Origin of the sequence: Martinezella multihospitum (genome assembly GCF_900094585.1) — a bacterium.
Lineage (GTDB): Bacteria > Pseudomonadota > Alphaproteobacteria > Rhizobiales > Rhizobiaceae > Rhizobium > Rhizobium multihospitium.
On sequence record NZ_FMAG01000009.1, the window covers coordinates 136,777 to 158,726 of the forward strand.

The window sequence follows — 21,950 nt, forward strand, 5'->3', positions numbered from 1 at the left end:
ATTGCAATGCTTGCCTGATGATGCGATGTACGGGGCTCCCGTGCATCGCATCATCCAAACGTTCTCACCAACAAAGCAAGCATGTCACGCCAGATCCCAGCCGTTCACCTATCTCTGAAACTTTTCGTTGCGACCGCGCTTGCGTTCCTCGCTACCGTTGCGGCTCCCGTTCACGCCGAAGCGCCTGATGCCGGCTGGCCGCAAGCGGTCAGCGACCTCCCGGTGGAGCAGGGGATACGCTTCGGTATCTTGCCGAACGGCATGCGCTATGCCGTCATGCACAATGCGACGCCGGCCGGCCAGGTGGCGATCCGCTTCCGCATCGGCGCCGGCTCGCTGCAGGAGCGTGACGAACAGCAGGGTCTGGCGCATTTCCTCGAGCATATGGCCTTCAAGGGTTCGACCCATGTGCCGGAAGGCGAGATGGTGCGCACCCTGCAGCGTCTCGGTCTGGCCTTCGGAGCAGATACCAATGCGTCCACGAGTTATAGCGAGACCGTTTATGCTCTGGATCTGCCTGAAGCCAATCCGGAAACGGTTTCCACCGGCCTGATGTTGATGCGCGAGACGGCGAGCGAACTGACGCTTGACGCCGGCGCCTTCGACCGCGAACGCGGTGTCATCCTTTCGGAAGAGAAGCTACGCGACACGCCGCAATATCGTGGCGGGACCGGTTTCCTCGCTCAACTGCTGCCGGGTCAGCGTGTGCCGCAGCGCTCGCCCATCGGCAAAACCGACATTATCAGCAACGCCCCAGTCGATCTGTTGCGGGATTTTTACCGCACCTATTATCGTCCCGATGGCGCCACCCTGATCGTTGTCGGCGATATCGATGCCGCCGCTATCGAAGCCGATATCCGCAACCGGTTCGGCAATTGGACTACCGCAGCATCTGCGCCCTCCGACCCTGATCTCGGCACTCTCCAAAGCCATGGAGAGCGCGTCGGCACGGTCATCGTGCCGGGTGGCGCGACCCGCGTGCAACTCGCCTGGACACGAGCCTACGATGCTTCGCCGGATACGGCTGCCAAGCGCCGCGCGCAGTTGGTGGAGGATATTGGCCTGGCCGTTCTCAACCGGCGTCTATCCCTTCTGGCGCAGCAACCCAATCCGCCTTTCGTCAGCGCGCAGGCCGGTGCGCAGGATCTGCTGAAATCGGCCCATGTCGCGATGGTTGCCGCCGATAGCGATCCCGACACATGGCAGACCGCCCTTGCGGCTATCGATCAGGAGCAGCGCCGCATTGCGCAGTTCGGTGCCGACCAGAGCGAGATCGACCGCGAAATTGCCGAATATCGCTCCACGCTGCAGGCCACCGCGAGCGGAGCCGCGACGCGCACGAGCCCGGACATTGCCGGTTCGCTCAACTGGAGTGTCGGCGAAAACATGGTCTTCACCTCGCCGGCGGAAGATCTGGCGCTGTTTGATGCCGCGATGAAGGACCTGAGTGCAGATGAGGTCAACCAGGCTCTTCAGCGCGTCTTTGCCGGCAATGGTCCGCAGCTGGTTCTGCAAATCCCGCAAATGCCCGAGGGCGGGGACGCCGCCGTCGAGAAGGCCTATGCCGACACGCGTGCCGTGGCGGTGAAGGCGCCGGAACAGACAGCTTCGGTTGCATGGCCCTACACCGATTTCGGTAAGCCGGGCGATATCGTCGAACGCCGTACGGTCGATGATCTCGGCGTTACGATGGTGCGTTTCGCCAATGGCGTCCGCCTGACCGTCAAGCCGACCAAGTATCGCGCTGACGAGGTTTTGGTGCGCGCAGAAGTCGGCCGTGGTCGGCTGGACCTGCCGAATGATCGACCGTTGCCGATCTGGGCGGCGCCGGCGCTGCCGCTGTCCGGTCTCAAGGCCATCAGCTACGACGACATGCAGAAGGCGTTTGCAGCCAAAACCGTTGGCATCGATTTCGCCATTCAGGACGCAGCCTTCAAATTCGAGGGCGCGACACGGCCGAGTGACCTGCAGACACAGTTGCAGCTGCTGACGGCTTACGTCTCCGATCCGGCCTATCGTCCGGATGTCTTCAAGCGGGTGCAGCAGGCCTATCTCAACATGCTTCCGCAGCTTCAGGCGACGCCGGGCAGCGTGGTCGGGCGTGATCTTTCCGGTCTCTTGCATTCCGGCGATCCGCGCTGGGCATTCCCGGACCGGACACAGTTGATCGATGCGAAGCCGGAGGATTTCGAGGGCCTCCTGCAGCCCGCTCTTTCGAAAGGGCCGATCGAGGTCATCATCGCCGGCGATGTCGAAGTCGATAACGCCATTCGCTTGACGGCGCAGACCTTTGGCGCCTTGCCGGTTCGCGGCGACGGAGAGAAGCAGAGCGACGGTTCCGGCGTGCATTTTCCCGCGCCGACGACCGATCCGGTCGTTCGCCTTCATGACGGGCGCAGTGACAGTGCCGGTGCCGCCGTCGCCATGCCGATTGGCGATTTCCTGTCCGATCTGCCGAGAGCCGCCGCTGCCAATATCGCCGGCGCGATCCTGCAGAATCGTCTGGTCGACCAGTTCCGCATCGCCGAGGGAGCGACCTACAGTCCTCAGGGCGAAGTCGATCTATCGAGATCGATCCCTGGCTATGGTTTTGCCTATCTCTATGTCGAGACTACGCCCGCCAAGGTGGATCACTTCTTCGAGCTGGTGGACAAGATCGCCGCCGATCTTGGTCATGGAGACGTTTCACCCGATGAGCTGACGCGGGCCAAGGTTCCGATCATCGAAGCGGTGAAGCGTTCGCAGCAGACCAACGGTTATTGGGTCCAGAATCTTCGCGATGCTCAGAGAGATCCTCGGCGTCTCGATCGTATCCGCAGGAGCATCAGCGGCTACGAGGCGGTGACTGCCGAGGATGTCCGCGCCATCGCAACGACCTATCTGAAGCCCGATACATCCTGGCGGCTGAAGATCTTGCCGGCTGGCGGATCGGCGGTGCGTTAGCCCATCATCTCCCGGCCAAATTGCCGCAGCCGGCTTTTGTTGGTCGGGTAGCATTGCAATGTGTGGTAGTCTGCAGCCGTCGAATAAAGGCGGATGAAACCATGTCTGCAAGGCCTTTGATGGTGAAGCCCCTTATGCCGCATCCCGCATTGCCGGATGCCGATTGGGCTGACTGCTACGAACTGAAGATCCCGAACTCGGATCTGACGGCAATTGCCGCCGCCCGAACGATGCTCAGCCGCTTTCCGTTCTGGGTGCGGTTGCTGATACGCGTGCGCGATTTGGCAATGGGCCTGTTCGGCGTGAGAGCCAGCAGCGACCATCGGGCGGACGAGCTGGAAAAGATCGGCTTCTTTCCCGTCGTCAGCAAGTCCGACAATCAGGTCGTCGTCGGCTTCGACGATCGGCATCTCGATTTTCGGGTCGTCATCGACGTGCGGAGCGACGAACAGGGATGCCGGCTGGTCGATGCAACGACGCTCGTCCGGCGCAACATATTGCTCGGCCGGATCTATCTCGCAATCATCACGCCATTCCACCGGCTGATCGTCGCGACGACACTTGCCAATTTAGGCAAGCGGATGCGAGCCGTCAGTTCATCGCCGTCACTGTAAAGCCCTGCTTGCGCAGCAGCGCCACGAGACCCTTGTCGCCGACGAGGTGAAGCGCGCCAACGGCGATGAAGGCGTTGCCCTTGTCGAGAACAGGCGCGGCACGCTCGGCCATGACCTTGTTGCGGTCGAGGATGATGCGCTGTTCGAAGGCGGCGGTATCGGCGTCCGTGATCTTCTGGTCCGGCTCGATCACTTTCAGCATCGGGATCATCGCGCCGATATTGCCGGCGAGATAGAGGCCTGTCATGGTTTCGTTGACGTCGTTGATCTTGTCGCCCAGCTCGAGCGTCTGCATCAGCGACTTCAGGTGGAGCGCGATCGGCAGATCGCTCATGGCCTTGGCTTGCTCGGCCAGCGTTTCGAGACCAACGACCTTCTTGCCTTCGGCTGCGGCATCGCCCGCCAGCTTCTGGTCGAGGAATTTCGCACCGGCCGTCTTGCGGCGAACCTCGCAGCCCGTCATCTCGAAGGAGCTCGAGATCAGCCAGGGCTGCATGCGTGAAACCGCGGCGAGCGCAATGCCGCGCGCTTTCAGACCTGCTTCCAGCCGGGCATTGTCTTCGGGCGACAGATGCTGGCTGATGGTCGAGCCGTCGGTGAGCATGGTGAGCGAAGGATTGGCGAAGAGGGCAGCGGCGGCTTTCTTGTCGTCGAGGATCTCATCCGATTCGACAACGATCGTATCGGCTGATGCGACGGCGTCTGCGGCACCCTTCGGCAAGGTGAGCACGCGTGAATCCGAAACATGCATGGAGCCCAGCAGCCATGACGGCTTCAGGCCGGGCTTCTCGATCTTCCAGAAGATGCCCTTGCCGTTTTCCACCTTGTCGCCGGCGGCAATGATGGAGGCGTATTTCGCCGGATCGTTCTTTTGAAGTTCGGCCATGAGATCCTTGCCGCCGCAGCTGTCGGACACAGCGCCTTCGGCATGGGCCGGCTGCAGCGTCAGCATGGTCGCGACCAACAGCACCGCAAGTATCAGCGGAAAGGCGGTTGCAAGCCAGAGCAGCATATCGTCAAGCGTCGGCTTCATCGACCGCATCGTCTTGGACCCGAGGGCAGAAATCATCAGAATCTTCCGTTCGCAGAGAGCATGACCGCTAACGCCGGAAAGCGGCTTTCGGGAGGCATGCCGGGACACGGTTCTGCTTTACGCGAACGAGACGGAAATTCCCTTAACGCGAGAGGTTAATCTTTTCTTATGCGCGTGGGTGGGCACGGTCGTAAACCTCGAGCAGGCGCGAGGAGTCGACGCCGGTATAGACCTGTGTCGTCGAGAGGCTGGCGTGGCCGAGCAGTTCCTGGATGGTTCTGAGGTCACCGCCGCCAGCCAGGAGATGGGTGGCAAAGGAATGACGGAGCGCGTGCGGTGTTGCCGTATCCGGCAGCCCGAACGCGCCGCGCAATTTCTGCATGCCGTGCTGGATGATGCCCGGCTGCAGCCTGCCGCCGCGCGCGCCGCGAAAGAGGGCGTCACCGGCTTCGAGGTGATAAGGGCAGAGCTTGCGATACTGATCGACTGCTTCGATGACGATCGGCAGCAACGGTACCAGCCGGGTCTTGTTGCCCTTGCCGGTGATGCGCAACGATGTCGCTCCTGATGGAAAATCCTGCGGCTTCAGGTCCAGCGCCTCGGAAATGCGCAAGCCGCAGCCGTAGAGCAGGGTCAGCACCGCCGCATCGCGTGCGGCGATCCACGGCTCCTCGTGCAGTTGCGCCTCGTCACTGACGACGGTGATCGCCTGCTTGTCAGAAAGGGGCTTCGGCAGCGATTTCGGTTGTTTCGGCGAGCGCACCGCGGCGGCACCCGCGGCATTCACCAGGCCCTTCTTTTCGAGATAGCGCAACAGCGAACGAAGGCCGGCAAGATTGCGCCCGAGCGAACGCGCACCGGCACCATCCTTGCGGCGCGCGGCCAGAAAAGCGCGAAAGTCGGCGGAGCGGAGCGCATGAATATCTTCGATCGTCGCCGGACCGCCGAGATGGCCGGTGAGGAAGGTTAGGAATTGCCGCGTATCGCGCTCATAGGCATTCAGCGTATGGGCGGCGAGCCGCCGCTCCCGGCCAAGCGCGTCGAGCCAGCGGCTGCGCTCCGCCATCAACCTGGAGTCGGCGATGATCAACAATTCGTTCAGTGGAAAACCCCTTGAAATTCGGATTCCTTCTGCCACTTTGAAGGAAGGAAGGTTATGGAATCGCTAACTTTCCCGCTGCTTCCGGTGCGTTTTCCTTTCGTGCTGTGGGGAGTGGCCGGACTTCAATGAAACTGCATATGGGTCGATTCCGGATCTCGGATGGTTCGCCTTCCATATGCGAGGCGCTTGTCATGCTTCGATCATATTCGATTGCGATAGAATATATCCCAACCATTCAGGACACTTCATGGCGCGCCGCGGCTCGATAACTGCACTGGGACAACTTGCAGAAGCGATCGCTTTGGTGTCTCAGGGCCAGCCCGGACATATTGTCGATACCCTGATCGCCGAGCGCGGGCAGAAGATCGTGCGCAATCCGCTCTGGCCGCTCATGCGCCCGTTTCTCTACACGCTGCTGCGCTACAACAAGGCGATCGAGTTCGCCGATGATGTCGCCAAGCTCTCCGGCTTCCAGTGCTTCGAATATATGAGCGATCTGCTGCGGCTCGATATCGGCGTCACCCATGCCGATCGTATTCCGGCTTCCGGCGGCTTCATTCTCGTCAGCAATCACCCCACAGGCATTGCCGATGGCGTCGCCGTCTTCGATCTCTTGAAGTCGCGCCGGCCCGACATGATGATCTTTGCCAATCGGGATGCGGTGCGCGTCAACCCGCGCTTTGCGGAGATGATCATCCCGGTCGAATGGCGCGAGGAATATAAAAGCAAGCCGAAGACGCGCGAGACGTTGCAGCTCACCAACCGCGCCGTGGCGGAGGGCAAGGTCACGGTGCTCTTCCCGTCCGGCCGCATCGCCTACTGGGCGAATGGCAAGCTCAACGAGCGGCCGTGGAAGACATCGGCGGTGGGTCTGGCACGCAAATACAATCTGCCGATCCTGCCCGTACACTTGACGGCGCGCAATTCCGGCCTGTTCTACTGGTTCGCCAAATGGTCGACCGAGCTACGCGACATGACCGTCTTCCACGAGCTGCTCAACAAGCGCGGCGACCGGTTCGATTTCCTCGTCGGCAATCTCATTCCGGTCGAGCATCTGGATGGCGACGTCAACGAGGTGACGAAGGCGCTGGAAAGACACACGGTCGTCGATCTTGCGGCCGACGGCAATGCAACCTTCGCGCCGCTCGTCCCTCCGAACCAGGATGAGACCTTGGTTTCGCATTCTCTTTAATATGGGAATCGGCTAAACCGCGTGGCATGCAGCTACGCTCCATGTTTGCCCGCAATTATCGCTCCCTGCGCTCGATTCGCATGGATCTTTCCGATGTCAATCTGTTCATCGGCGAGAACGGCGTCGGCAAGTCCAATCTCTATCGCTCCCTGCAGCTCGTGCAGGCGGCGGTCCGCGGTAGGCTGGCGCACGAGATATCAAGCGAAGGCGGCATGTTCTCGGCCATGTGGTCGGGCAAGCGGCGGTCGCATGAATCGGCCCGTATCCGCTTCGATGTCGAGCTGCTCGATATGGAGCGGGCGGCGACCTTCCGCTACTGGATCGAAGCGGGCATGCGGCCGCCCGTGGCATCCGCCGGATTTCCACTGGAGCCGCAAGTCAAGGCCGAGGAGCTTTCCGTCGAGACGGGGCGGCGGCCGGTGACGATGATGAAGCGCGATGGCCCGGGCATTTCCGTGCGCGGCGAAAGCGGCCGTATGCAGGCCTATCCCGAAAACGCCCTGACCTCCGAAACCGCGGTCGCGCTATTGGGCGATGCCGGCTATTTTCCGGAGATCGGCACGTTCCGGCGCGCCGTCGATGCCTGGCGATTCTACCATGGCTTCCGCACCGATCGTGGCTCGCCGCTGCGTGCGCCCTGCCTTGCCGTGACGTCGCCGATGCTGGATGAGGATGGCGCCAATATTGCCGCCGTTTTCGCAACCCTCGTCCATACGCGCGAAGATACCGTCGAATTGGACCAGGTTCTTGCCGCAGCGCTCGGCGGCGCCCGGCTCCTGGTGCCGGAGCCACAGGAAACTGCGGATTTCGGCCTGATACTGCCCGAGTTTCCCAACCGTGTCTTTCAGCCGCGCGAGCTTTCGGATGGCCAGATCCGGTTTCTTGGTCTTGCCGCCGCCTTGATGTCCTATCGCCTGCCGCCGCTGATCGCGCTCAACGAGCCGGAGGCGAGCCTGCATCCCGACATGCTGGTGCCGCTTGCCGACATGATTGCCGCGGCCGCGAAGACCAGCCAGATCTGGATCGTGACCCACTCCGAACGTCTGGCCGAGGCTGTGCGCGAACGCTGCGGCGCCAAGCCGCGCCGCGTGATCCGCAAAGATGGTTCCACCTGGATCGACGGCATGCGGCTGACCGGCGAAATCGATGAGGACGAGGATTAGCCGCCGTGTCGCGGCGCTCTCAATATTGACGGCATGGAATTATCCCAAAAGGAATTTTGAAATGACCTCTGTGAACAGAACCGCGCTGCTGAACGACCTCGCTGCCATGATCGCGAAGCTCAACTCCGCGCGGCCGATCCGTGTTGCGATCGACGGCCGCACGGCTTCGGGCAAGACCACGCTGGCGAACGAACTGGCCGAGTGTCTCAAGACCAGCGGACGGGAGATCATCCGCACCTCGATCGATGGTTTTCATCGGCCGAAGGTGGAGCGCTATGCGCGCGGGCGGCACTCTCCCGAAGGCTATTACCACGATGCGCGCGATCTTCCCGCCATCAACGCACTCCTTCTCAAGCCTTTGGGGCCGGGCGGCGATCAATGGTATCGCACGGCCTCCTTCGATCTGCACAATGACGTGCCGATCGAGCAGGCTCCGCAATTCGCGCCAGCCGATGCAATCCTCATCGTCGACGGCACGTTTCTGCAGAGGCCGGAATTGCGCGAGGGCTGGGACCTCGCCATCTTCGTCGAAACCTCCGAGCACGTCTCCGAGCAGCGCGGCATTGCGCGCGACACGAAGCTTCTGGGCGGAACGGAGACGACCCGCCAGCTCTATGCCGATCGATATCGGCCGGCCTTTGCGCTCTATGAAAGTCTGGCTGCGCCTGCGCTCGTTGCAGATGCGGTTATCAACAATGACGATTTCGACTGGCCGATTCTTCGGGTACGCGAGGCCGGGAGGTTGTCTGGGGTGTTGTGAAGGCTCCGATGGTCACGGAATTTGATGCCAGGTGGCACTAACGGTGAAGAGGGTATTTATGGCAGGTATGCGTCAGCGGACATCGGCTTGCCTACGATAGATGACCGACTTGGAGCCGAGAACAATCGGACCGCTATGAAATGAAAAGATGCGAATAGCGGACGTTTCCTAAGACAAAAAATCCGCTATTCTGAGATTCAGAAGATCGAGCGAGAGTAGACGCGCCTCGTGTTGACTTGAGCTGTTGAATGCTTCCCAGCACGCGTCCGACGCAGAAGCGGGTAAGTTTCCGTCGTGTCTGGTCCGTACGGGAATTACGCCTTGTAGGTGTTCTGTGCAGCCTCGAAGACTTCGCGTGCGGATGTCGTAGCCGATACGTGTTCCGTACCCTCGGCTCCGAGGTCCATCCAGCCCGCATTCACAGCCTCATACATTTCTTCGGCAGGTCCGGTGTGGCCCTTGGGGATACCGAGTTGCTCGAATGCTTCCGCCCAACCTGCACGCGGGATTGCAAAGGCTTTTACGTCGAGCTTCAGGACTTCACCCAATTGCACGGCGACTTCGTCCGCGCTGACCATCGAACCAAGCTCGACGACGCGCCGCCCTGACCAGGCCGGCCCGGTCAGAAGGGTTGCGACCTCAGCGCCGATGTCGTTCGTTGCGACCATGGTCGATTGCCGGTTTGTCGGATTGTAGTAGACTGGCAAAATTCCGCCCTGAGCGACCTGCAAGCCGTAGAGGAAGTTTTCGAAAAATCCACCTGCGCGCACAAATGCGGTTGGCGACATCAGGTTGCGAAACCCTTGCTCCAGAAGCGACAGGCCAGTGATCATCCCAAGCCCGTTGGTCTTGTCCGCACCCATCGACGAAAGTGCAACTACCCGCGATGGCGCTGCCTTGGTGAGCGCCTCGACATAGTTCGCGATCATGCCTCTGGCTTCCGTGTAGTCTTCCGAGGGCATCCAGACAGTCGGCAGCATGACGAACGCTCCTTCGACGCCTTTGAGCGCCTGCTCGATGGCGGCCGTCTCATTCCAATCGCCTTCCAGCAATTCGACACCCCGGTTCGCCCAGCTTGACGCCTTTTCGCGATTACGGACGAGCGCGCGCACCTTCTTGCCTTGCGCCAGGAGATGCCGCGCCGTTGCACCACCGACTTTTCCGGTAATTCCCATGACTAAAAACATGCGTTTTCTCCTGATTTTTAAGGACAGAACAATGCCCCTGTTCGTTCAACGGATGAGCGGCAAAATGGCCCGGATTTGGGGATCGCGCAGATAGAGGCCGCCCCATGTCATTGCGCCCAGAAGCAGGGAAATCAGTTCCGGCGGCGACCCGAACTCACCGATGCGAACATGGGCGCAAATGGCACCTCCCAAAAATCCCGTCACCAGGATTGCGCCGAGAACGGCGGTAGTCGGAATGGCGTAAAGGATGGCGCAGGCGAGTATGATCGGACCCACGACATGGGTCAGGTCCATCGCGAATCCGGTTTCCTGCAACATGCTCGCAACCTGTGCCGGCGCGAAAAGCTGAATGACGCCATCTGCCACCAGGGCGATAACGACAATCGCACTCATCATACGGCCGACCCATAGGGCGCGATGCGAGGTCATGATTCCAGGCACCTGGTTTAGGTTCACAATTTCGGACACTTGTTGTTCTCCGATTGGGGGGATCCCAATATTCGGAGCTTAATGTGTCTGTCAGGTATGATAAACATCGAGGAAAGGAACTCACTGTTCTCTCAAGGAAGAACAATATTGAGGCACGAAAATGCAGAATCTCGAACCCATCCTCATATTCGTAACGGTCGCGGACATGGGCAGCTTCACCCGCGCAGCCGATAGCCTCGGCATCCAAAAAGGCAGGGCCTCAATGGCGGTCCGGAAACTGGAAGAAGATGTCGGTGTCAGGCTCCTGCACCGGACGACGCGCAGTGTGCAGTTGACGGAGGACGGACGTGCATTTCATGCCCGCGCCCGCGATCTGCTTGCTGAAGTCGATGACCTGCACACGATGTTCGCGGACGACCGTGTGGCACTTCGCGGGCGTTTGCGGGTCGACTTTCCGACCGAGGTGGCACGCACAACGATCGTGCCGGCCTTGCCGGATTTCATGGCAGTTCACCCCGAGTTGGAGCTGGAGCTGTCGAGTACGGATCGCCAAGTCGATCTGGTTCAAGAAGGGTTTGACTGTGTATTACGCCTTGGCCCCATCGGGGACGAGACGCTGATTGCCCGCCCACTGGGCCTGTTGCGGATGGCCAATGCTGCCAGCCCCGCCTATCTGGCACACCATGGCATCCCCCGATCGCTCGAAGATCTTCAACGTCAGGAACATCGGACAATTCATTTTTCGACGATTCTGGGCGCAAAATCCTATGGATGGGAATATCCTGACGGCGACGGTTACGCGACGCTTCAGTTGCCGGGTGCGCTACACGTCAACAGCGCGCAGACCTACGACGCCGCTGCCCTCGCCGGCCTTGGCCTGGTTCAAGCGCCACTCCTGGGGATTGGCCAATATTTGGAGAGTGGAGCGCTGGTGGAAGTTCTTCCCGATTTCCGTCGTCGGGCGATCGCCGTGTCCCTAGTCGTCGCTCATCGGAGCAATCTGTCGCGCCGGGTTCGCACATTCATGAAATGGATCGAAGATGTGCTGACGCCTTATCTGGAATAGATGGCCGCTTTCGGGACAACTCACCTTGCCCGGGAACGGCGAGGATGGGGCGCGAAGCCGTCTTTCCGTAATCCCATCTTCAATGTCTGCTTTAGTCTGATAGCGGTCATTGGTCACACTGCTGAATACAGCCGGATATTCATTGCAGCCTCCAGGCCATCCGCATTTTGCGAGCCGCCGGTTACCACTCCCGGGTTTCTTTTTTGCCCGTCCGGTGCATGGTCTGGCGCAATGAATAAAGATTCTTTCGACCTGTTTGGTGCGCTTTTCGAGGCGGCGCCTGCGAAGCCTGTGATGAGCGCAGGGTTCTCGTGCCTATGCTGGCGTCGATCCGGAGAAGCTTCGGCAAATCAGCCATGTGTTCGGTTGCTTGCCGCTCCGTACCGCCCGTCTCCGTGCTTTGCAGCCTTAGGCCTCGTCATTGCATACGGAAAAACGGATTTGTCGCCTTGCCCATGAAAAGGCAACCGTAGGTTAGGGCGGCGTGGGTCCGAGGCATTGAATTACTGCCTATCACACGGAAATCCGAATAGCCTGTAGTTTCCACTCGATGCAAAATCGAATAACTTCTCTCTTTATTGCAGAAGATCAAAGTGAGCATTAGGGATGTCGATGCAGCCGATCTATTCCAGCCTCAAGAGGGCAGTTGCGTTAGGCACGCTGATTGTTTTTCCCGCTATTTTCTTTGTTTCCTGCTCGACGGTCGGCGGAACCGGCGGTCGATCTGGTCCCGTAACCGCGAGTAGATCGACAGATCCCGCCAACGCCAAAGAAAAAGCGGCTGAGCGGCGGCGATGGGAAGAGAGAGTCCAACGAGATAATCAGCTAGATCCAAGCGGGTCGGCACCGGGTTCCTATGGCTCTTTCGGTCCTCGTTTCACCTGGTGAGCGATAGATTTGTAAATTGCTCGGTCAATGCCCGAACCCGCTTGAACGGGTCTTAATGCAGGCCTCGCCCACTTCGACCAAGTGACAGGCGAAGCTTGCATTGAAAGTGTTCAGACCCAGGTGATCGCAAAGGGCCGGAAGGCCTCTTCAGGCCGACAATGGTTATTGGTGGCATTGCTGTATATAGCGGCCGGATAAATCACTGCATCGGGAAGCCATCCCCATTTTGCAAGCCGCCGCACACCACTCCCGGGTTTCCTTTTTTGCCCGTCCGGGGCATGGTCTGGCGCAATGAGTAAAGATTCTTCCGATCTGTTCGGTGCGCTTTTCGAGGCGGCGCCCGCAAAGCCTGTGATGAGCCGTACCGTGCCCGTTCTCGTGCCGATGCCGGCGCCGCGGGCTTATTCCTATGCCGTGCCCGAGGGCATGGCGGTGGAGCCGGGTTCGGTGGTGCAGGTGCCGCTCGGGCCGCGGCAGGTCATCGGCGTCGTCTGGGACGGTGAGGATGACGGTGGCGTCGATCCGAAGAAGCTTCGGCCGATCAGCCATGTGTTCGATTGCCCGCCGCTCGGCAAGCATATGCGTGATTTCGTCGATTGGGTTGCCGGCTATACGCTGTCGCCGCCGGGGCTGGTGGCGCGTATGGCACTCAGGGCGCCCGCCGCCTTCGATCCCGAGCCGATGGTCGAGGGCCTGCGCTTCATCGGCGGCCAGCCGGAGCGGCTGACTCCGGCGCGCGCCAAGGTGATGGAGATTGCCGCCGACGGGCTTTCCTGGACGCGGCTTGGTCTCGCGCATGCGGCCGGCGTTTCCACCAGCGTCGTCGACGGGCTGATCTCGCAGGGCATTTTCGAGACCATTTTTCTGCCGCCGCCGCCCGTCGTCGCCAAGCCCGATCCGGAATTCATCGAGTCCCGGCTGCAAGGGCCGCAGAGGCAAGCAGCCGACGAGATTCTCGTCGATGTGCGCAAGGGCGAATTCGCTGTTTCGCTGATCGACGGCGTCACCGGGTCGGGCAAGACGGAAGTTTATTTCGAGGCTATCGCCGAGACGCTGAGGCGAGGCAAGCAGGTCTTGATCCTTTTGCCGGAGATCGCGCTGACGGCGAGCTTTCTCGAGCGATTTCAGGATCGCTTCGGCGCCAAGCCGGCCGAGTGGCATTCCGATCTCGCGCCGAAGATGCGCGAAAAGGTCTGGCGGCAGGCGGTCACCGGCGAGGTTCGGGTCGTGGCCGGGGCACGTTCGGCGCTGTTCCTGCCTTTCGAGGATCTGGGCCTCATCATCGTCGATGAAGAGCATGATCCTGCCTACAAGCAGGAGGATCGCGTCTATTATAATGCGCGGGATATGGCCGTGGTGCGCGGTCGCATCGGCGATTTCCCTGTGGTGCTGGTGTCGGCGACACCTTCGGTCGAAAGCCAGGTCAACGGCCAGAGCGGGCGCTACACGACTATCCACCTGCCGACGCGGTACGGCGATGCGGCCCTTCCCGACCTGCACCTGATCGACATGCGCCGGCATGCGCCGGAGCGTGGCGGCTTTCTGTCGCCGGTCATGATCCGCGCCATCGGCAAGACGGTCGCCAAGGGCGAGCAGGCGCTGCTGTTCCTCAACAGGCGCGGCTATGCGCCGCTGACGCTTTGCCGCGTCTGTGGCCACCGCTTCCAGTGCCCGCAATGTTCGAGCTGGCTTGTGGAGCATCGGTTTCGCAACCAGATCCAGTGCCATCAATGCGGCTATTCGGAACGCACGCCCGAGGCTTGCCCGGAATGCGGCACGCTCGACCATCTCGTTGCCTGCGGGCCGGGCGTCGAGCGCATCGCTGAGGAGGTGGAGCGGCATTTTCCTGATGCGCGGACGATTGTGCTCTCCTCCGATATCATGGGCGGCGTCAAGCGGCTGCGGCTGGAACTCGATGCCATCGCCAAGGGCGAAGCGGATATCGTCATCGGCACGCAGCTTGTCGCCAAGGGTCATAATTTTCCGCTGATGACGCTGGTCGGCATCGTCGATGCCGATCTTGGTTTGGCGAATGGCGATCCGCGTGCGGCCGAGCGGACGTTCCAGCTGCTATCGCAAGTGACGGGACGCGCCGGGCGAACCGGTCTCAAGAGCCACGGTCTGCTGCAGACCTACCAGCCGCAGCATCCGGTGATGCAGGCGATCGTTTCGGGCGATGCCAGTGCCTTTTACGAGCGCGAGATTTCAGAGCGGGAGAGGGCGATATTGCCGCCCTTCGGCCGGCTCGCCTCGATCATTGTCTCCGCCGACAGCAGGCAGGATGCGGAGACCCACGCTCGCGGCATGCGCAACGCGGCGCCGCAGGTTTCGGGCATTTCGGTGTTGGGTCCGGCCGAAGCGCCGATCGCGCTGGTACGTGGGCGTCATCGCTTCCGCCTGCTCGTGCATGGCCGGCGCAATTCCGACATGCAGGGCTTCCTGCGGGCCATGCTGGCGCAATCGCCGAAGGAGCGCGGCTCCGTGCAGGTGCAGCTCGATATCGATCCGCAAAGCTTTCTGTGATTGACGTTGCAGATATCTTGACTGCGCCTTCCCCTTGCGACGCGGATCATGCCATAAGTCGGCCGTCTCACTTGACCTGATTTGCGCGCGGCTGATTTTGGGGGCGACCGATGGAGCTTTATTTTCCGACCGAATTCGGCGAGCGGCTTGCCTATTGTTCGGCCGCAGTCACGGCGCTGATCGGTCTCTTCCTGATGTTCGCGCCGGGTTACACCTACCGCTTCCTCAAGCTGCAGGTGAAGGAGGGGCGATCCGAAGCCTATGCCGAGGCGCGCTCGGCCGGCGGCTTCATGGTCGGCTTCGGGCTGGTCGCGATCCTGCTGGCGCAGCCGATGATCTATCTCGCGCTCGGCGCCTCCTTTGGCGTCGCGGCGTTCGGTCGCATCCTGTCGCTCATGTCCGATCGGGGCAGCGTATTTTTGAGTCTTCTCCTCCTGGTTGTGCAGGCGATTCTGGCCGCGCTACCTTTTCTCTATGGTCTCGGCTATTTTTGAGCCAAAAAGCGCTTCGGCGCGGCCATTTTTGCCTCCGCTATCCCCATGCTTTTTGAATTTTGACATCATAAATTCGCCCGAATGGCGTATTCGTCGAATACGCGTGTTGCGAGTCTCAATATCCTATGTTAGACGAACCCCGAATTTCGGATGAGGCGGGAGAGCACTCCTGCTGATTTCTGGGGGAAATCAAAACGAATTCAAGGACATATCGCTTCCGTCATCCGGAAGTCTGGTTCTTGGGTTGAAATCAGGGAATTTTGTGCCCGTGGCAGACACATCCCAGCATGTTTCTGGCGTTGCAGAACGATATGCCTCGTCGCTGTTCGAATTGGCCCTTGAAGAGGGTGCCGTACCGGCAGTGACCGCCGATCTCGATCGGTTCCAAGCCATGCTCGACGAAAGCGAAGATCTGAAGCGCTTCGTCCTCAGTCCGGTCTTTTCGGCTGAAGAGCAGGTCGGTGCGATTGAAGCGCTGGCAAAGAAGGCCGGCTTCGGCGCCTATGTCACCAATTTTCTGAAGCTTGTGGCCAGCAACCGGCGCCTGTTTGCGCTGCCGGGCATGATCAAGGCTTTCCGTATCATCGCCGCCCAGCAGCGCGGCGAGATTTCCGCCGAGGTCACCTCGGCCCATGCGCTCACCCCCGCGCAGGAAGATGAATTGAAGGCGGCGCTGAAGGGCGTCACCGGCAAGGACGTGGCGATATCAGTCACCGTCGATCCGTCGATCCTTGGCGGCCTGATCGTCAAGGTCGGTTCGCGTCAGATCGATACGTCCCTTCGCACCAAACTCTCCACCCTTAAGCTTGCATTGAAAGAGGTCGGCTGATGGATATCCGCGCCGCGGAAATTTCCGCAATTCTGAAAGATCAGATCAAAAACTTCGGCAAGGAAGCTGAAGTCTCCGAAGTCGGCCAGGTTCTCTCCGTCGGTGACGGTATCGCCCGCGTCTACGGTCTGGACAATGTGCAGGCCGGCGAAATGGTCGAATTCCCCGGCGGCATCCGCGGCATGGCGCTGAACCTCGAAGCCGACAATGTCGGCGTGGTTATCTTCGGCTCCGACCGCGACATCAAGGAAGGCGACACCGTCAAGCGCACCGGCGCGATCGTTGACGTTCCGGTCGGTCCGGAACTGCTCGGCCGCGTTGTCGACGCGCTCGGCAACCCGATCGACGGCAAGGGCCCGATCAACGCGACCCGCCGTTCGCGCGTCGACGTCAAGGCTCCGGGCATCATTCCGCGCAAGTCGGTTCACGAGCCGATGTCGACCGGCCTCAAGGCTATCGATGCTCTGATCCCGGTTGGCCGCGGCCAGCGCGAGCTCGTCATCGGCGACCGCCAGACCGGCAAGACCGCCATCATCCTCGACACGATCCTGAACCAGAAGTCCATTCAGGATAACGGTCCGGACAGCGAAAAGCTCTACTGCGTCTACGTCGCCGTCGGCCAGAAGCGCTCGACCGTCGCCCAGTTCGTCAAGGTGCTCGAAGAGCGCGGCGCGCTGAAGTATTCGATCATCGTTGCGGCTACCGCTTCCGATCCGGCTCCGATGCAGTTCCTGGCTCCGTTTGCCGGCTGCGCCATGGGCGAATATTTCCGTGACAACGCCCAGCACGCCCTGATCGGCTACGACGACCTGTCCAAGCAGGCCGTTGCCTACCGCCAGATGTCGCTGCTGCTGCGCCGTCCGCCGGGCCGCGAAGCCTATCCGGGCGACGTCTTCTACCTGCACTCGCGCCTCCTCGAGCGCGCCGCAAAGATGAACGACGAGCTGGGCGCTGGTTCGCTCACCGCTCTCCCGGTCATCGAAACGCAGGGCAACGACGTTTCGGCCTTCATTCCGACCAACGTGATCTCGATCACCGACGGCCAGATCTTCCTCGAAACCGACCTGTTCTATCAGGGTATCCGTCCGGCCGTTAACGTTGGTCTGTCGGTTTCGCGCGTCGGTTCGTCGGCTCAGATCAAGGCGATGAAGCAGGTTGCAGGCTCGATCAAGGGCGAACTCGCCCAGTATCGCGAAATGGCCGCCTTCGCCCAGTTCGGTTCCGACCTCGATGCCGCAACGCAGCGCCTGCTGAACCGCGGTTCGCGCCTGACCGAGCTCCTGAAGCAGCCGCAGTTCTCGCCGCTGAAGACGGAAGAGCAGGTTGCGGTGATCTTCGCCGGCGTCAACGGCTATCTTGACAAGCTGCCTGTCAACCAGGTCGGCAAGTTCGAGCACGGCTTCCTGTCGTACCTCCGCTCGGAAGGCAAGGACATCCTCGACACCATCCGCACCGAAAAGGCCATCAGCGACGCGACGAAGGGCAAGCTCACGGCTGCTCTCGACAGCTTTGCCAAGTCTTTCTCGTAATCGGGCCCAAGCTCTAGGACGGACCAAGGATGCCTTCACTCAAGGATCTGAAAAACCGGATCGCCTCCGTCAAGGCGACGCAGAAGATCACCAAGGCGATGAAAATGGTCGCCGCGGCGAAGCTTCGGCGTGCGCAGGAGGCGGCCGAGGCCGCCCGGCCTTACTCGCAGCGCATGGCCGCTGTTCTGGCCAACATCTCGGCTGCCGTCACGGATGCTGACGGCGCGCCGCTGCTGATGACCGGAACCGGCAAGAGCGATGTGCATCTGCTCGTTGTCTGCACGGCGGAACGCGGCCTGTGCGGCGGCTTCAACTCGCAGATCTCGCGTTTCGCCCGTGACCATGCCCGCAAGCTCCTGGCCGAAGGCAAGACGGTGAAGATCTTCACCGTCGGCAAGAAGGGCTATGACGTGCTTCGCCGCGAATACGCATCGTTGATCGTCGAGCGCAAGGAACTGCGCGACGTCAAGCGTATCGGTTTCGACAATGCGGACGCCATCGGCAAGCGCATCATCGAGATGTTCGAAGAAGGCGAATTCGACGTCTGCACGCTGTTCTATTCCGAATTCAAGTCGGTGATCAGCCAGATCCCGACGGCACAGCAGCTCATCCCGGCTTCGGCTCCCGCCGTCGTCGAAGAAGACGCGGCCCACAAGGGCGCCGTCTACGAATATGAGCCGGATGCGGCTTCGATCCTCGCGGACCTTATCCCGCGCAACATCTCCGTCCAGATCTTCCGCGCGTTGCTCGAAAACGTCGCCGGCGAGATGGGCGCCAAGATGAGCGCGATGGACAATGCGACGCGTAACGCTGGTGAGATGATCAACAAGCTGACGCTGAACTACAACCGTCAGCGCCAGGCACAGATCACCAAGGAATTGATTGAAATCATTTCGGGCGCGGAAGCGCTCTGAGGTTAGGGAAAAGAGGGTAAGAATATGGCTGACGCAGCTACCCCCGCAGGTTCTGTCGGTAAGGTTACTCAGGTTATCGGCGCCGTTGTGGACGTTGCTTTCGACGGCGAACTCCCGGCGATCCTGAACGCGCTTGAAACCGACAATAACGGCAATCGTCTGGTTCTCGAAGTCGCACAGCACCTCGGCGAAAATTCCGTCCGCACGATCGCCATGGACTCGACCGAAGGTCTGGTTCGCGGTCAGCCGGTCAAGGACACGGGCGCGCCGATCTCGGTTCCGGTTGGACATGAGACGCTGGGCCGTATCATGAACGTCATCGGCGAGCCGGTCGACGAAGCAGGTCCGCTCAACACCTCGAAGAAGCGCGCCATCCACCAGGATGCTCCATCCTACGTCGAGCAGTCCACGGAAGCGCAGATCCTCGTCACCGGCATCAAGGTCGTCGACCTCCTTGCTCCTTACGCAAAGGGCGGCAAGATCGGCCTGTTCGGCGGCGCTGGCGTCGGCAAGACCGTTCTCATCATGGAACTGATCAACAACGTCGCCAAGGCGCACGGTGGTTACTCGGTGTTCGCAGGCGTGGGTGAACGTACCCGCGAAGGCAACGACCTCTACCACGAAATGATCGAATCGGGCGTCAACAAGCATGGCGGCGGCGAAGGCTCCAAGGCCGCGCTCGTCTACGGCCAGATGAACGAACCGCCGGGCGCCCGCGCTCGCGTCGCTCTGACCGGTCTGACCGTTGCTGAAAACTTCCGCGATGAAGGCCAGGACGTTCTGTTCTTCGTCGACAACATCTTCCGCTTTACCCAGGCTGGTTCGGAAGTGTCGGCTCTGCTCGGTCGTATTCCTTCGGCCGTGGGCTATCAGCCGACGCTCGCAACCGACATGGGCCAGATGCAGGAACGCATCACCACGACGACGACGGGCTCGATCACCTCGGTTCAGGCCATTTACGTTCCCGCCGACGACTTGACCGACCCGGCACCGGCAACCTCGTTCGCCCACCTGGATGCAACGACGGTTCTGTCGCGCTCGATCGCTGAAAAGGGTATCTACCCGGCCGTTGACCCGCTCGACTCCACCTCGCGCATGCTCGACCCGATGGTTGTCGGCGAAGAGCATTACGAAATCGCTCGTAAGGTTCAGTCGACGCTGCAGCGCTACAAGGCCCTGCAGGACATCATCGCCATCCTGGGCATGGACGAACTTTCCGAAGACGACAAGCTCTCGGTTGCCCGCGCCCGCAAGATCGAGCGCTTCTTGTCGCAGCCGTTCTTCGTCGCCGAAGTCTTCACCGGTTCGCCGGGCAAGCTCGTCGCGCTCGAAGACACGATCAAGGGCTTCAAGGGTCTCGTCAACGGCGAATACGACCATCTGCCGGAAGCTGCCTTCTACATGGTCGGCTCGATCGACGAAGCGATCGAAAAGGCCAAGAAGCTGGCTGCCTAATCAGGCCAATCCATCGGCGCGCGGCTTTGCCCGCGCGCCCTTGCCTTGCGAATAAGACAATCGAGAAGTGACGGGCCATGGCTGACAATTTCAATTTCGAACTGGTTTCTCCGGAGCGCCTGCTGCTGTCGGAACAGGTCATCGATGTCGTCATCCCAGCGAGCGAAGGCGAGATGACCGTCATGGCTCATCATGCGCCGACCATGACCACCATCAAGCCTGGTGTCGTGAAGGTGCATTCGGCTTCGGGCAAGAAGCAGGACTACGTCGTTTTCGGCGGTTTTGCCGATATCCTGCCGACCGGTTGCACGCTGCTCGCCGAATCCGCCGTTCCGGTCGAGGACATGAGCCGCGACGAGTTGGACCGCCGCATCAACGCCGCCAAGGCCGAACTCGAAGATGCCGAGCATCACGAGCACAAGTCGCGCCTGGAGCATTTCATCATGGAACTCTCGCATCTGCGCGGCTCGATCCCGCAGGATTGATGTGGTCCAAGAGTCGTGAATGAGATGAAAGCGGTCCTTGTGGGCCGCTTTTTTGTTTGATGGCCCCAGGGCCATCGATTGCCCATCGGCTTCGGCCGCTTACTTCAGGGTGAAGGCGGAGCAATGATAGGGCTGAGTAACATGCGGAGCAAACCGGGGCCACCTCGTGGTTCGAGGCATCACCGTTGTCGCTCCGCTTAATGGCGCTGCACCTCACCATGAGGTGGAGCGAGCCCTATGGCGTGGTACGCAAGAGCCTCAAGGTGAGGCACGCAAGATCAGTCCTCATGGTGAGGTGCGAAAGCCCCATGCGCTTGTCGAATGGGGCTGCAGCCTCGAACCACGAGGACGGGTGGTGAGCGACCGCATCTGTCATTTCTCGAAGCGAAGGCGTTGAGGCGATCCCCCCAAGTCGCCTCAACCCTGCTGTCCTTGTAGTAAAAATCGGTACAGCTGAGCTGCCTCCGGAGACAGCGCGCGAAAGCGCGGTGCGCCAAGATAGTATCCAAAGCCACTCTCGACGCGGTCCCTGCCGACGGTAACGAGCGCTCCGGACTGCAGGTATTCCTCGATGAGGCCTAAACTGCCGAGCGCGATACCTTCGCCCCGGAGTGCGGCCTCCACCGCCATGATATAGGTCGAGAAGGACAGACGCGGTCGCAGCGGCTTGCCCTTCAAGGGGTCGCCGACGCGGCCGAACCATTGGCGGAAGCTGATCCAGTGGGCGTTGGCGCGTTCGTAATCGATGAGATCAAGCCTGGCGATCTCGACCGCCGTCAGCGCCTGCGGGTCGAGGCCGCGGACTGCCAGGTATTCCGGCGAGGCGATCGGCACCAGTACTTCCTTCAAAAGCGGCGTCAGGTTCCAGCGCGGATGTTCGCCGGTGGAATAGATGATGATGAGATCGTTGTTCTCCGAGGCAAGTTCGGAGTGCACATCCGTCGTCAGCAGGCGCACGGAGATGCCGGGGCTCTCCTTGCCAAAATCCCTGAGCCGCTGTCCGAGCCAGAGATGCGAGATCGAGCCGCTTGCCGCGATCGAGATGATTTCACCGGTTCCGGCGCGAAAGGGCTCCAGGCTTTCTTCCAGATATTCCAGCGTGGCACGCACGCGCTGGAACAGCCGCTCGCCATCCGGCGTCAGCGCCAGATTTCGGCCGCGCCGGGTAAAGAGCGTTGCGCCCAGATGATCTTCCAGCCCCTTGATGCGGCGGCTGACGGCGGCCTGGGTGATGTTCAGTTCCCGACCGGCGCGGGAAAAGTTCATCGCGCGCGCGGCCGCGTCGAACACGCGAAAGGCTTCCAGCGGTATTTTCTCGAGCATGGGCTCTCCATAATTTCAGAT

General features: G+C 60.8%; 18 protein-coding genes. 13 read left to right on the forward strand and 5 right to left on the reverse strand.

The window, feature by feature from the left end; translation table 11 throughout:
- Nucleotides 1-81: 81 nt before the first annotated feature.
- Both GA0061103_RS28890 and GA0061103_RS28895 read left to right on the forward strand, forming a co-directional pair.
- Complete coding sequence (locus tag GA0061103_RS28890; protein WP_092717487.1) at nucleotides 82-2,943, forward strand: M16 family metallopeptidase; 2,862 nt, start codon at nucleotides 82-84, stop codon at nucleotides 2,941-2,943.
- A gap of 101 nt (nucleotides 2,944-3,044) precedes the next feature.
- Nucleotides 3,045-3,557, forward strand: a complete 513-nt coding sequence (locus tag GA0061103_RS28895; protein ID WP_167376664.1) for a DUF2867 domain-containing protein — start codon at nucleotides 3,045-3,047, stop codon at nucleotides 3,555-3,557.
- Here the strand turns inward: GA0061103_RS28895 and GA0061103_RS28900 are convergent.
- Entirely contained in the window at nucleotides 3,535-4,626 is a 1,092-nt protein-coding gene (locus GA0061103_RS28900) for a TraB/GumN family protein (RefSeq protein WP_092717490.1), read from the reverse strand. The genes GA0061103_RS28895 and GA0061103_RS28900 overlap by 23 nt on opposite strands.
- A 130-nt stretch (nucleotides 4,627-4,756) precedes the next feature.
- A complete protein-coding gene (locus tag GA0061103_RS28905; protein WP_092717909.1) occupies nucleotides 4,757-5,692 on the reverse strand; it encodes a tyrosine recombinase XerC in 936 nt (311 codons plus the stop codon).
- Nucleotides 5,693-5,939: 247 nt separating this feature from the next.
- On the opposite strand from GA0061103_RS28905, the gene GA0061103_RS28910 reads away from it, so the two are divergent.
- The 3 genes from GA0061103_RS28910 (at nucleotide 5,940) to GA0061103_RS28920 (ending at nucleotide 8,807) form a co-directional block, all read left to right on the forward strand.
- A complete protein-coding gene (locus GA0061103_RS28910) occupies nucleotides 5,940-6,884 on the forward strand; it encodes a GNAT family N-acetyltransferase (protein ID WP_092717493.1) in 945 nt (314 codons plus the stop codon).
- A 26-nt stretch (nucleotides 6,885-6,910) separates the two neighbouring features.
- The gene (locus tag GA0061103_RS28915; RefSeq protein ID WP_092717496.1) at nucleotides 6,911-8,047 is read left to right on the forward strand and encodes an AAA family ATPase; all 1,137 of its coding nucleotides are present in this window, start codon (nucleotides 6,911-6,913) and stop codon (nucleotides 8,045-8,047) included.
- Between the two features lie 61 nt (nucleotides 8,048-8,108).
- Nucleotides 8,109-8,807 (forward strand): nucleoside/nucleotide kinase family protein, encoded by a 699-nt coding sequence (locus tag GA0061103_RS28920; protein ID WP_092717499.1) that lies wholly within the window; start codon nucleotides 8,109-8,111, stop codon nucleotides 8,805-8,807.
- A 314-nt stretch (nucleotides 8,808-9,121) separates the two neighbouring features.
- On the opposite strand, the gene GA0061103_RS28925 is transcribed toward GA0061103_RS28920, so the two are convergent.
- Together GA0061103_RS28925 and GA0061103_RS28930 are read right to left on the reverse strand one after the other, a co-directional pair.
- Entirely contained in the window at nucleotides 9,122-9,994 is an 873-nt protein-coding gene (locus GA0061103_RS28925) for an NmrA family NAD(P)-binding protein (RefSeq protein WP_092717502.1), read from the reverse strand.
- A gap of 45 nt (nucleotides 9,995-10,039) precedes the next feature.
- Entirely contained in the window at nucleotides 10,040-10,423 is a 384-nt protein-coding gene (locus GA0061103_RS28930; RefSeq protein ID WP_245304896.1) for a DoxX family protein, read from the reverse strand.
- A gap of 160 nt (nucleotides 10,424-10,583) precedes the next feature.
- On the opposite strand from GA0061103_RS28930, the gene GA0061103_RS28935 reads away from it, so the two are divergent.
- From GA0061103_RS28935 to GA0061103_RS28970, 8 genes are all read left to right on the forward strand, one after another.
- Entirely contained in the window at nucleotides 10,584-11,489 is a 906-nt protein-coding gene (locus GA0061103_RS28935) for a LysR family transcriptional regulator (protein WP_092717508.1), read from the forward strand.
- Between the two features lie 1,179 nt (nucleotides 11,490-12,668).
- Nucleotides 12,669-14,900, forward strand: coding sequence for a primosomal protein N' (locus tag GA0061103_RS28940; RefSeq protein WP_092717511.1), 2,232 nt, complete (start codon nucleotides 12,669-12,671; stop codon nucleotides 14,898-14,900).
- Nucleotides 14,901-15,010: 110 nt separating this feature from the next.
- Nucleotides 15,011-15,394, forward strand: a complete 384-nt coding sequence (locus GA0061103_RS28945; protein WP_092717515.1) for an AGROH133_08824 family phage infection protein — start codon at nucleotides 15,011-15,013, stop codon at nucleotides 15,392-15,394.
- Nucleotides 15,395-15,656: 262 nt separating this feature from the next.
- The gene (locus tag GA0061103_RS28950) at nucleotides 15,657-16,223 is read left to right on the forward strand and encodes a F0F1 ATP synthase subunit delta (RefSeq protein WP_092717518.1); all 567 of its coding nucleotides are present in this window, start codon (nucleotides 15,657-15,659) and stop codon (nucleotides 16,221-16,223) included.
- Entirely contained in the window at nucleotides 16,223-17,752 is a 1,530-nt protein-coding gene (atpA, locus tag GA0061103_RS28955; RefSeq protein ID WP_092717520.1) for a F0F1 ATP synthase subunit alpha, read from the forward strand. Before GA0061103_RS28950 ends, atpA begins: the two co-directional genes overlap by 1 nt.
- A 29-nt stretch (nucleotides 17,753-17,781) precedes the next feature.
- Nucleotides 17,782-18,666: a F0F1 ATP synthase subunit gamma gene (locus GA0061103_RS28960; protein ID WP_092717523.1), complete on the forward strand. Its 885-nt coding sequence runs from the start codon at nucleotides 17,782-17,784 to the stop codon at nucleotides 18,664-18,666.
- Nucleotides 18,667-18,690: 24 nt separating this feature from the next.
- Nucleotides 18,691-20,121: a F0F1 ATP synthase subunit beta gene (gene atpD / locus GA0061103_RS28965; protein ID WP_092717526.1), complete on the forward strand. Its 1,431-nt coding sequence runs from the start codon at nucleotides 18,691-18,693 to the stop codon at nucleotides 20,119-20,121.
- 77 nt (nucleotides 20,122-20,198) lie between these two features.
- Entirely contained in the window at nucleotides 20,199-20,606 is a 408-nt protein-coding gene (locus tag GA0061103_RS28970) for a F0F1 ATP synthase subunit epsilon (RefSeq protein WP_075853699.1), read from the forward strand.
- 417 nt (nucleotides 20,607-21,023) lie between these two features.
- On the opposite strand, the gene GA0061103_RS28975 is transcribed toward GA0061103_RS28970, so the two are convergent.
- Nucleotides 21,024-21,929, reverse strand: a complete 906-nt coding sequence (locus GA0061103_RS28975; protein ID WP_092717529.1) for a LysR substrate-binding domain-containing protein — start codon at nucleotides 21,927-21,929, stop codon at nucleotides 21,024-21,026.
- Nucleotides 21,930-21,950: the final 21 nt, after the last annotated feature.

What these genes read in the sequence shown, in the direction of transcription:
- GA0061103_RS28890 (WP_092717487.1), top strand. Translation starts at nt 82, where the DNA reads ATGTCACGCCAGATCCCAGCCGTTCACCTATCTCTGAAACTTTTCGTT.
- GA0061103_RS28895 (WP_167376664.1), top strand. Translation starts at nt 3,045, where the DNA reads ATGTCTGCAAGGCCTTTGATGGTGAAGCCCCTTATGCCGCATCCCGCA.
- GA0061103_RS28900 (WP_092717490.1), bottom strand. Translation starts at nt 4,626, where the DNA reads ATGATTTCTGCCCTCGGGTCCAAGACGATGCGGTCGATGAAGCCGACG.
- GA0061103_RS28910 (WP_092717493.1), top strand. Translation starts at nt 5,940, where the DNA reads ATGGCGCGCCGCGGCTCGATAACTGCACTGGGACAACTTGCAGAAGCG.
- GA0061103_RS28915 (WP_092717496.1), top strand. Translation starts at nt 6,911, where the DNA reads ATGCAGCTACGCTCCATGTTTGCCCGCAATTATCGCTCCCTGCGCTCG.
- GA0061103_RS28920 (WP_092717499.1), top strand. Translation starts at nt 8,109, where the DNA reads ATGACCTCTGTGAACAGAACCGCGCTGCTGAACGACCTCGCTGCCATG.
- GA0061103_RS28925 (WP_092717502.1), bottom strand. Translation starts at nt 9,994, where the DNA reads ATGTTTTTAGTCATGGGAATTACCGGAAAAGTCGGTGGTGCAACGGCG.
- GA0061103_RS28930 (WP_245304896.1), bottom strand. Translation starts at nt 10,423, where the DNA reads ATGACCTCGCATCGCGCCCTATGGGTCGGCCGTATGATGAGTGCGATT.
- GA0061103_RS28935 (WP_092717508.1), top strand. Translation starts at nt 10,584, where the DNA reads ATGCAGAATCTCGAACCCATCCTCATATTCGTAACGGTCGCGGACATG.
- GA0061103_RS28940 (WP_092717511.1), top strand. Translation starts at nt 12,669, where the DNA reads ATGAGTAAAGATTCTTCCGATCTGTTCGGTGCGCTTTTCGAGGCGGCG.
- GA0061103_RS28945 (WP_092717515.1), top strand. Translation starts at nt 15,011, where the DNA reads ATGGAGCTTTATTTTCCGACCGAATTCGGCGAGCGGCTTGCCTATTGT.
- atpA (WP_092717520.1), top strand. Translation starts at nt 16,223, where the DNA reads ATGGATATCCGCGCCGCGGAAATTTCCGCAATTCTGAAAGATCAGATC.
- GA0061103_RS28960 (WP_092717523.1), top strand. Translation starts at nt 17,782, where the DNA reads ATGCCTTCACTCAAGGATCTGAAAAACCGGATCGCCTCCGTCAAGGCG.
- atpD (WP_092717526.1), top strand. Translation starts at nt 18,691, where the DNA reads ATGGCTGACGCAGCTACCCCCGCAGGTTCTGTCGGTAAGGTTACTCAG.
- GA0061103_RS28970 (WP_075853699.1), top strand. Translation starts at nt 20,199, where the DNA reads ATGGCTGACAATTTCAATTTCGAACTGGTTTCTCCGGAGCGCCTGCTG.
- GA0061103_RS28975 (WP_092717529.1), bottom strand. Translation starts at nt 21,929, where the DNA reads ATGCTCGAGAAAATACCGCTGGAAGCCTTTCGCGTGTTCGACGCGGCC.